Annotated in this window: 8 protein-coding genes and 1 pseudogene; 7 read left to right on the plus strand and 2 right to left on the minus strand. The window is 31.0% G+C overall.

Annotated features, from left to right (window positions below):
* Positions 1-91, minus strand: a pseudogene (locus tag ABY298_RS11710) (30S ribosomal protein S7); the annotation flags it as partial.
* Positions 92-114: 23 nt separating this feature from the next.
* A complete protein-coding gene (gene rpsL, locus ABY298_RS11715) occupies positions 115-489 on the minus strand; it encodes a 30S ribosomal protein S12 (protein ID WP_305605853.1) in 375 nt (124 codons plus the stop codon).
* Positions 490-650: 161 nt separating this feature from the next.
* Here rpsL and ABY298_RS11720 point away from each other — a divergent pair, with 161 nt between their 5' ends.
* The 7 genes from ABY298_RS11720 to ABY298_RS11750 all read left to right on the plus strand — a co-directional run.
* A complete protein-coding gene (locus tag ABY298_RS11720; protein WP_372746244.1) occupies positions 651-2,324 on the plus strand; it encodes a hypothetical protein in 1,674 nt (557 codons plus the stop codon).
* 171 nt (positions 2,325-2,495) lie between these two features.
* Entirely contained in the window at positions 2,496-5,588 is a 3,093-nt protein-coding gene (locus tag ABY298_RS11725) for a SusC/RagA family TonB-linked outer membrane protein (RefSeq protein ID WP_372746245.1), read from the plus strand.
* Positions 5,589-5,603: 15 nt separating this feature from the next.
* Entirely contained in the window at positions 5,604-7,055 is a 1,452-nt protein-coding gene (locus ABY298_RS11730; RefSeq protein ID WP_372746246.1) for a SusD/RagB family nutrient-binding outer membrane lipoprotein, read from the plus strand.
* Between the two features lie 19 nt (positions 7,056-7,074).
* The gene (locus tag ABY298_RS11735; protein ID WP_372746247.1) at positions 7,075-7,920 is read left to right on the plus strand and encodes a hypothetical protein; all 846 of its coding nucleotides are present in this window, start codon (positions 7,075-7,077) and stop codon (positions 7,918-7,920) included.
* A gap of 23 nt (positions 7,921-7,943) precedes the next feature.
* The gene (locus ABY298_RS11740) at positions 7,944-8,795 is read left to right on the plus strand and encodes a hypothetical protein (RefSeq protein ID WP_372746248.1); all 852 of its coding nucleotides are present in this window, start codon (positions 7,944-7,946) and stop codon (positions 8,793-8,795) included.
* 114 nt (positions 8,796-8,909) lie between these two features.
* Positions 8,910-9,587 carry a hypothetical protein gene (locus ABY298_RS11745; RefSeq protein WP_372746249.1) on the plus strand — a complete coding sequence of 226 codons (678 nt, stop codon included), beginning with the start codon at positions 8,910-8,912 and terminating at the stop codon, positions 9,585-9,587.
* 299 nt (positions 9,588-9,886) lie between these two features.
* Positions 9,887-11,662 (plus strand): SusC/RagA family TonB-linked outer membrane protein (locus tag ABY298_RS11750; RefSeq protein WP_372746250.1); only part of this gene is annotated, 1,776 nt, incomplete at its 3' end.

The raw sequence follows: 11,662 nt of genomic DNA on the forward strand, positions 1-11,662 counted from the left end.
ACATTAAGTTATTCACAAAACGTGTTACCAATTGATCATTAAACTTTGGATCTGGTAAAAGAACTCTTTTTTTCGCCTTTCTTTTTCTCATGTCTTTACATTAAAGTTTTTTAATTACTTTTTAGGTGCTTTTGTACCATACTTAGAGCGACGTTGTGTTCTTCCACTAACACCGGCAGTATCCAATGCTCCACGAACAATGTGATATCTAACTCCTGGTAAATCTTTAACCCTTCCACCTCTAACTAATACTATCGAGTGCTCTTGTAAATTATGACCTTCTCCAGGGATGTATGCATTCACTTCATTACCATTTGTTAACCTTACCCTTGCAACTTTACGCATTGCTGAATTTGGTTTTTTTGGTGTAGTTGTGTAAACACGTGTACAAACCCCTCTTCTTTGAGGACATGAATTTAAAGCAGCCGATTTACTCTTCTTAGTTATTTTGGTTCTTCCTTTTCGTACTAATTGCGAAATTGTTGGCATACTAAAATTTTGTTATTATATTACTTATAAAATTTCTTAGCTCTTTTCTAAGAGTTTGCAAATGTACAAATAAATTCTTGTTAACCAAACTTGTAATTAATTTATTTTTAATGATTTCGACATAAAATAATAATGTATATTCACATCGAAAATTTATTGTGTTGAAATATTTTTTAAAATCACTCTTTTTTGCACTTTTATATGCTTTCCTTATTGTTGGAATTAAAGCTCAAAAAACTGAATTAAAAATTCAGGTTTTAGACAGTATTCCAAAGCATCAACAGCACATTTTATTGTACAAAAAAGTGCATGACTCGAAGAAATCTGCTTTTCAAGAAATTGAATTATTTTCTGATAAATTAGCCAGAATTGGACTCATCAATAAATATAAAACCACTATAGTAAGCGATACACTAATACAATCTAATATTAGTATTGAAGAAAAAATAGATTCTGTAAGAGTATATTATCCAAACAATATACTACCTAACTCATTTTTAAAACAATTAAATATAAAATTTGAGCCACTCTTTTTTACAGCTTCCATATCGGAAATTGAAAATATATTAAACACTATTGTTAATTATTTTGAATTGAACGGAAATTCTTTTACCGAGGTTTCATTAACAAAATTTAATTTACAAAATTCTATATTAACCACTTCGTTAAATATTAAAACTTCAGAACAAAGAACGGTTGATAAAATAATAATTGACGGTTATCCAGATTTTCCTAAAAAAATAATTAAACAAGTTTTTAAGCTTAAACCCACAACCACATTCAATATTAAAACATTAAATTTATTAAGTTCAAAATTAGCTTCATTAAACTATGCTTCACAAATAAAACCACCCGAAGTTTTATTTTTAAAAGATTCAACCATTATTTATATGTATGCCAAAAAAAAATCTCAAAATAAATTTGATGGCATTATTGGGTTTTCAAATGATGAAAACAGCAATAAATTAAATTTTACAGGAAATTTAAACATTGAGCTTAGTAATATTTTTAACAAAGGAGAAGAATTTGAGATAAACTGGAAAAGTAATAGTAACGACAATAAGACTTTTAATATTCGGTTTTTTACACCATATATATATAATACTAAATTCAGCCCTACTTTTCAATTCTCTATTATTAGGCAAGATAGTTCGTATGTAAACGTAAATTCATCACTTAATTTAAATTATAGCATAAATCAGAAACACTCTGTTAATGGAAAATATAAAAGCGAAAGTTCTAACATCCTTTCTCAAGATTATTCGAGCACCACTGCAGAGTTCAAAAAAAAATGGGCTGGAATTTCCTATTCTTATACTACAAAAATAAAAAGTGAGAATCCGTTTAACTTAGAAATAGGTTATTTAATAGGGAATAGAAATTCAGACAGTCAAAACACACAACAAACTAATTTTGCCTTATCAAGTAACTATCTATTTAACCTTAATTCAAGAAACTTTATTTCATTCAAACATCAAACTGAACTTTTATTTTCAGACACTGTTTTTGAAAATGAGTTATATAAAATTGGAGGTGCAACTTCTATTAGAGGTTTTGATGAATTGGCAATTTCTGCCTCAAAATACTCAATCACAAATTTTGAATACCACTATAAATTAAATGAATTCTCTAATGTTTATTCAATTTCAGACATTGGATATATGGAAAATGATCTGTTAAAGATGAATTCAAATTTATATTCCTTAGGTATTGGATATGTTTTTAACACAAACAAGAGTTCTACAAATTTAAGCTACGCTTTAGGAAAAACTTCAGACCTACCTTTCCAATTTAACAATTCAAAAGTTCATTTAAAAATTTCATATTACTTTTAGCAAAATGCATAATTCGTAAAATTTACGAATTGCATTTTTTCACGATTTTCTTAACATATTTTGATAGTAATTTACCTTTATTTAACAAAATTTAACACTTTAACGGTAAATTACTAGGAATATTAAGATTTTATTATGATTTTTGACATAATTAATTCAAATAATTATATAATGAAAACAAAGTTTAATGGTTTTTTAATGCTTTTATTAGCGTTAATGGTGCAAATATCATTTGCCCAAGAAAAAACTGTTACAGGTAAAGTTTCCGATGCAAGCGGACCTCTACCAGGCGTGACAGTTATTATTAAAGGTACCAAAACTGGTACTCAAACAGATTTTGACGGAAATTATTCAATTAAAGCCAAAGTTGGAGCTGTGCTTCAATTTAGTTTTATGGGAATGTCTACAACAGTACAAACGGTTGGTACTTCAAACACAATAAATGTTGTTATGAAGGAAGATGCCGAAGCACTTGAAGAAGTTGTTGTAACTGCACTTGGTATCCAAAGAGAAAAACGAGAGGTAACTTATCAAACTCAAAAAGTTTCTGACGAATCGTTAACTGCCGCTAATCCAACAAGAGCAGCTTCTGCTTTAGCTGGTAAAGTTGCAGGTTTACAAATAAACGTTCAGGATAACGGAGTAAACCCTAGCTCACAAATTATTTTACGTGGATTGCGTTCTGTTAGTGGAAACAATAGTGCGTTAATAGTAATTGATGGGTCTGTTTCTACACAAGGTGCTTTTGACGATTTAAACCCACTTGATATTGAAACAATTAGTGTGTTAAAAGGAGCAACTGCTGCCGCTTTGTATGGATCAAATGCTGCGAACGGAGCTTTAATTGTAACTACTAAAAAAGGTAAATCTGGAAACAAACTTATAGTAGGTATTAATACTTCATACACTGCTGAAACTGTTGCCTATATGCCAGAATTCCAATCTGAATACGGAACTGGATGGGAAGGTGCTTATGACGCTGTTGAAAATACAAACTGGGGACCACGTTTTGACGGAACTATTCGTCAAATAGGACCAACATTTCCTTCAGATTATGGATTAGAAACTCAAATGGTTGCCTACGCTCCAATAAAAAATAATTTATTAGATTTCTTCCAAACTGGGGAAACTTTTAACAACACACTTTATTTAAGTGGTAGTAATGAAGATAGTTCATTCTATGTATCTTTTGGAGATCAAAGATCTAATGGTATTGTACCAGATGATTCTTATACAAGAAATACTTTTAGAGTAAATGCTAGTAAAAAAATTAATGACATTACTTTAACTGCAAGTACAAGTTTCTTTACTGATGAGACTGATGTTGTTGGTAGTACTATTGGAGATCAAGACAGACCTCTTTATTGGTTTATTTTAAATACCGCAACTAACATTCCTTTAACATCCTATAAAGATTGGCAAAACCCATTATCATATGGTTATGCAGATAATTATTTTAATGCATATTACCAAAATCCATATTGGGCAATTGGCACTAACAGAAACATTGATGAATCAAATCGTTTTGTTGGTAACATTAACCTTTCTTGGGATATTGAAGAATGGTTAAACTTTACTGGAAGAATTTCTGCAAACAATGCTTGGGGAAGTGGTAAAAACTGGAGAGCTGCACAAACATATAACGCAGATTTACAACCTGCTGCAGGTGCCGTTTCATCATTTGTTGAAGATAGCGAATTCCAAAGCTCAATTTATAATGCGGACGCCTTATTAAGTGGTAACTTTGATATAGCAGACGATTTTACATTAAAAGCTATTGTTGGAGCAAACGTTTACAGATCTAAATACAGAACAAGCTTAATTAGAGCTAATAATTTAAGTATTCCTGACTTTTATGACATATCAAACGGTACAGGAACACCAGAAACAACTGCCGATGGTTATGAAAAAAGAAATTATGGTTTCTTTGCCGATTTAACTTTTGGATATAACAATTATTTATTTTTAAACTTAGCCGGTAGAAATGATTGGACTTCAACTTTAAATCCAGACAACAACAGCTATTTTTATCCTTCAGTAGGGGTTTCTTTTGTATTTACAGATGCAATTGAAGCATTACAAAATAATGACATTTTAAGCTACGGTAAAATTACATTCAGTAATTCTACAGTATATTCAGATTTAGATCCATATAGAATTAACGAAGCTTATTTTCAATCTGATGGATTCCCTTATGGAAGTATAAATGGTTTTGAGTTAACAAATACTTCTATTGATGCAAATATTGCAAAAGAAAAAATTAACACAAATGAGATTGGATTAAATCTTGGTTTCTTCCGTAACAGAATTACTTTAGATGCTTCTTATTTTAACACAATTACATCAGACTTAATTACTTTTACAACTCCTTCTGTTGCATCTGGTTCAACTAGTTTTTTAACTAACATTGGAGAGCTTGAAGGTAATGGTATTGAACTTACTTTAGGTGCTACAGTATTAAAATCTAATGACTTTAGTTGGGATGTAAATGTTAACTATAGTAGTTCAGAAACTGTTGTGAATAAAATAAAAGATGGTTTAGATGAAATTGCCATTTCTACAACAGGACAATATGGAATTTACGCTGTAGTTGGTGAAGCATTTCCACAAATAAAAGCAAATGTATACCAATATGATCCAGATGGAAGAGTTATTGTAGATGGAGTTAGTGGTCATCCTTTAGTTGAAACGGAGCTTAAGAGTTTAGGAAAAACTACTCCAGATTACATATTAGGTGTTAATTCAGTTATTACTTACAAAGGACTTACACTTAGTGGTACTTTAGATTATAGAACAGGACACGTTTATTACGAACAAGGTTCAGATGCTATGGAATTTACTGGTAGATCTGTTGCCAGTGTTTCTTCAAACAGACAAGATTTTGTGATTCCTAATTCAGTAATTGAAACAAGCCCTGGAGTTTATGTTGAAAACACCAATGTTCAAGTTTCAGGTGGACGCCAAAGTTATTGGACAGATGTTTATAACGATGTAAAATCTAACTATGTAAAAGATGCAACAGCTTTAAAATTAAGAGAAGTAGCATTAAGCTATAGTTTGCCAGAAGCATTCTTAACTAAAACAAAGCTGTCTAAAGTTACTTTTGGTTTAATTGGTAGAAATCTTTTCACCAAATTACCAGAAGAGAACAGATTCTCAGATCCTGAGTTTAATAATACAAATAGTAATGCTATTGGTATTGGTGGATATTTCCAATCACCTCCAACAAAATCTTTTGGATTTAATGTAAATGTGGAATTCTAATAAAAGACAAGAAAAATGAAAAATATAATAAAATATGCAAATTTGTTAATAGTTATAATGCTATTAACTTCCTGCGAGGATTTTTTGGATGTAAATGTTGATCCAAACAACCCTACGGTGGTAACGCCAGAACTTGTTCTGCCGGTTGCCCAAAAATACACCGCAAACTTAATTCAAGGTAGCGATGCTGGTGGTAGAAGAGCTAATACACTTGGAAACATGTTAATGTATAACTGGAGTCAAGCTGATGGTTTTGCTTGGTATCCTGATGAGTTTAAATACAATGTAACTTCATCATTTTATTCTGCAATTTTTACTACTTCATATTATGAATCGTTAAAACAATATCAAATTTTAACAGAATTAGATGAATCATATGATAACTATAAAGCAATTGGAATGATAATGAAAGCATACCATTTTCAACTTTTAGTTGATTTTTATGGAGATGTTCCTTATTCTGAAGCATTATTAAGAAAAGACAATGCAACACCTGTTTACGACGATGCAGCTACTATTTATAGTGATTTAATTGTGCAATTAACAGCTGCAATTGATCTTATCAATAGTACTGAAGCTACTGTTATTCCAGGAGATGATGACATCATGTTTGGTGGAGATATGGATGAATGGATTCGTTTCGCAAATACCTTAAAATTAAGAATAGGTGTTCGTTCATCAAATACTACAGCTATCACAGAAGCTTTTGCTCAAAGTAAAGGATTTATTACTAGCGATGTTTTGGTAAATCCAGGATATTCTTTAGATGCGGGTAAACAAAACCCTTTTTGGAACTTATATGGAGAAGATGAGTCTGGCACTGTTACTTTAACTAGTAAAGCAACTTGTGCAACTGATTATATAATTTCTTATTTACAAAATACAGCAGACCCAAGAATTGATTATTTATATGAAAAACCTTCAACAGGTCATTTAGGTGTTGTTCAAGGATTATTAGATTATGATACTCCTGTGGTAGATGCTTATATTCCAGAAAATGTTTCAAATCTTGGACCTGGACTTCTTAAAAGCGAATCTATGGGCGCATGTATTTTTACATTAGCTGAAAGTTATTTTAACCAAGCGGAAGCAATATTAAACCAAGGTGGAGATGCTCAAAGCTATTACGAAAGTGGTATAGAAGCTTCTTTTGATTATTTAGGTGTTTCTGGCGCTTCTGGATATTATGCACAACCTGTTGCTAATGTAAGTTGGTCAAAATCTTCTAACAAATTAGAAGCCATTATCACTCAAAAATGGATTGCTACAAATGGTTTAACAGCAGAACAATCATGGTTTGATTATAATAGAACGGGATACCCTTCTAATTTACCTATATCAAGTCAAGCATCAACTACTGATAGACCTGTACGTTTATACTATCCTGCAAGTGAATTGTCATCAAATGGAGCAAATGTACCAACCCAACCAAATGCATTTACTGCAAAAATATTTTGGGCTAATTAATTTTAAAACATAGAAAATTATGAAAAACATAAAATATATATTAATTTTTATCCTAAGCATATCGTTTTTAACGTCTTGCTTTGATGATGAAACAGGCCTTGAGTTAAACGACCAAGGCAATAATGTAGCAGGTTTTACAAATTCAAGTGAAAATGTATCTCAAATAGCCAGTGGCGATGAATACTCAGTCGATTTAAAAATGAAATTATCTGGACCTACTGTTTTAGATTTAACAAATGATGTAACTGTAACTTTTGGAGCTGCATCAGGTTCAACAGCTATAGAAGGTGTACATTATAGAATTGACAATCCAACTACAACGCTTACAAAAGCAAACAACTATTTAGGCTATGCACAAATAGTTATGTTAACTGAAGGTATAGAAGCACCATTAGACGGTCCAAGTCCAATATTAATTCTTACAGCAACTGCAACTTCAGGAGAAAATACAGTTGTTGCAAGTGGTAAAACAGTATCGGTAACTTTAAATTACGCATGTGATTCAAATTTAGATGGAACTTATACTGAAACAATTGAATATTGGAGAAATGGTGCTTACCAAAGTACAACTACACGTTCAGTTACTTTTACAAAAACTGGTGTTGGAGAGTATAGAACATCAGAAGTTGGACATTGGTCACAATCTGCTCTTGGCGGAACTCCAGGATTTACATTTTATGATGTGTGTGGGGCTATAACTATTCCTGGTCAAAATCTGGTTGATTTGTATTCTAACTGGGTACAAGGTGTTTCTGGAGCATCATATGTAGATGAAACAACAGGTAACATATATATGGAATACACAATTGTTGTGCCACCTGCAACTTCTGATAGGGTATATTATACAACCTATGTTAAACAATAGTTTAATAATTAAATTTTAATAAAATGAAAAAAAATATAATCTATAATTTATTAGGGCTTTTTCTACTTCTATTTGCATTCACTGCTTGTGATTATGAAACAGCAGAGCAAGACGTAAGTGAAATAATAAGTCCTAATACAAAGCCTACAGTAACCATTACATCTAATATTTCTAGTAGTACAGTTAGTGAAGGTGAAACAGTAATTTATACAATTACTTTCGACAAGCCAATTGAGCGTTCAGTAACATTTACTCCAACAGTTGGAGGAACAGCTGACGACCATGATTATTTAGCTGAGGCAGTAACATTAGCTGCTTATACAACTTCTGTTCAATTACCAATTGAAATTTACGAAGATTACGAAATTGAAGGACAAGAGAGTTTAACAATTCAAATTGAAATTTTAGGTATTGCTGAAAAATACTTAGTGCATCCAGACACCGTAATTGAACCAATTGAATTACAAATAAATGATTACGTAGATGATAACAAACTTGTAATTAATTTTGCTTGGAACACAGATGATGATTTTGATATATTAGTTTATAGTGATACAGATACTTACCCTGAAACACTATGGGGAACTGGAGGAGCAACTGGTGCGAATCCTGAAATTGACCACTCTATTTGGTTAGACGACCCTGCAGGAACGTACTATGTATGTATATTAGATTGGGATACAGGAACTAATTGGGACTATACGTTTACTTTAGCTTTTCCCGATGGAACTACCCAAACTATTACTGGAACTTTTGATGGTACTAATTATCCTTACACAAACTTTGTTGGTCCATCTAGTTGGGATTCTCCAAACGCTTATAAAATTTTAAAAGTTGTTAATAATAATAGTACTTTTGTAGTAACAAAAATCTAACTTTCTTTTAGATAAAATTAAAATGGCTTTCCTTTTGGAAAGCCATTTTTTTCTCCAAAAATTAAACTTTGTAATAATAATTACTTAAATTTAAACCTCTTTTAAAAAACTATTATGAAAAATCTTACATTTATTTCGTTCGTACTTATAATACTTATAGCAATCCCTACTTATTCTCAAGAAAACTGCAAAGTACTACAAGCTGACATTAACAAAGAATACAAAGGTGATTGTGCTAAAGGCTTAGCAAATGGTAAAGGAATTGCAACTGGTATCAACACCTATCAAGGTGAATTTAAAAAAGGTTATCCAAACGGTACGGGAACTATTACATATGCGGATGGTAGTACTTATTCAGGGGAATGGAAAAAAGGAATGAAAAATGGAGAGGGCAAATTTACACAAACTATAAAAGGTAAAGATTCAATTACAGAAGGTGTTTGGAAAAATGATAAATATATTGGTCTAAAAAAAGTAAAGGAATACGATGTAATTAAAAAAATATCGGTTCAAAGATATATGATTCGCAAAATTGGTGACGACATTAATCAGGTTACCATACAAATTAAAAATAAAGGAATGAGTGTACCAATTCCAAAAAACATAATTGGATCAAATGGAAATTTAATATTTAATCAAGGAAAAGCTATTTTCGAAAATATTACAACATACCCATTTACTTGCGATATGAATTATGAGATACAAAATAGTATGGGAGGAACCTCCACAACCGTAGAGTTTAGCTTTAAAATATTAGTAAAAGGTAATTGGATTGTGGAATTATCGCACTAAATAATCCTTTTATTTTACCAGACTTACACATTTTTTAATAAAATTTTATAATTATTATTATTTTAACATACTGTTAAAGAAATTAATTTTACGCATTAATACAGCCATATTTCAAATAAACTTCAAAAATATAATGCATTTTATGAATTTCCATTGCGAAATTAATTAAATACTATTAAATATTTAATACAATTTGTAATACAAAAATTGACCATTAGAAACAGTTTTTAACAAAATATTAGGTATTTTAATATTAATTTAAGATTTTTGCGATGAAATTTAATTCAAATAATTATATAATGAAAACAAAGTTTAATGGAATTTTAACACTAATTCTAGTGTTACTGGTGCAAATAACTTTTGCACAAGAAAAGACGATTTCCGGGACGGTTAGTGACGAAAGTGGTCCACTACCTGGTGTGAACGTTATAATTAAAGGTACAAAAAATGGTACGCAAACAGATTTTGATGGAAAATATTCTATCAAAGCTAAAACTGGAGATGTTATTGTATTCAGTTTTGTAGGAATGACTACTACTGAAAAAACAGTTGGAACAGCAAGTACTATAAATACTATTCTTTCTGCAGATAATTTACTTGAAGAAATTGTAGTATTAGGTTATACCTCTAGAGGTAAAAACGAGCTAACAGGTTCTACAGTACAAATTTCTGGAGATGATTTAGCAGAAACACCAGTTACTAGTGTTGACCAAGTTTTACAAGGTAAAGTTGCTGGTTTAAGCATCTCTTCTACTTCAGGTACACCAGGATCTGTTCAAAACATCAGAATTAGAGGGGTAAGTTCTATTACTTCTAACAATGAGCCTTTATATGTTATTGATGGAGTTCCAATGATTAATGGTGATATCTCTGGATATTCAGAAACTTCTAACTTATCAAGTTTAGCTTCTTTTAACGGAAACAACATAGAAAGTGTAACTGTATTAAAAGATGCGTCTGCAACTTCAGCATACGGTGCTAGAGGTTCTAATGGGGTAATTGTAATTACAACTAAAAACGGTAAAGCTGGTAAAACACAGTTTAACTTTGGTACTAGCTACGGATGGTCTAACAACGCTGTTGAAGGACATAAAGTACTTACTGCTTCTCAATGGGATGAATTATTTACAGAGGCTATTGGTTATTCTGCTTGGGATGGTGTTACAGACACAAGTTGGGGAGATTTAATTTCTAATGATAATGCTATCTCTCAAACATATGACTTATCTGCTCGTGGTGGTGGTGATGATTATAATTTCTATTCATCTATTGGATACAATAGTTCTGAAGCTACAGTTATTGGAGTAGATTTTGAAAGAATTACAGGTCAATTGAACTTGACAAAAGATTTTAGTGATAAAATAAAATATTCTACTAAAAACTCTTTTTCAACAATGACACAAAATGGATTTTTAGATAACAGTGCTTATTTCTCAAATCCATATTTAACAAAATATTTTATGCCTTCTTACCTTCCTGCATATAATGATGATGGAAGTTATTATTTAGGAGATGATTTACCATTATACAATACGTTATACGTAATGGAGAATAACATTTATCAAAATGTTACAACTCGTTTAACTACAAATAATGATCTTTCATGGAAAATACTAGAGAATTTAACTTTTAAAACAAAGTTCTCTGCTGATTATATTGTTTCTGATTACAAACAATATGGTGATAAAGATTATGGTGATGATGCTGATACTGGAGGATATTTATATGAATTGAATACTCAAAGATTTAACTGGGTTACTCAAAACTCTTTACAATATAAATTTCAAATTGGAAACGACCATAACTTAGAATTTAATTTAATTCAAGAGTACCAAAAAAACAAAACAAATTATGTTGGTGCTGAAGGTGAAGGATTTGTAACTGGAAACTTACAAACTTTAGATTCAGCAGGTACAATTCTTGATGCTTATGGAGCGTATACAGATTGGATGATTGGTTCTTATTTAGGATTATTTAACTATTCTTTCTCTAACAAATATTATTTAGACGCTACATACAGAAGAGAAGGATCTTCAAGATTCCCTTCAGCAAACAGATGGGGTAACTTCTGGTCT

The sequence above is a fragment of the Lutibacter sp. genome (genome assembly GCF_041596795.1).
In the GTDB taxonomy this organism is placed as follows: domain Bacteria; phylum Bacteroidota; class Bacteroidia; order Flavobacteriales; family Flavobacteriaceae; genus Lutibacter.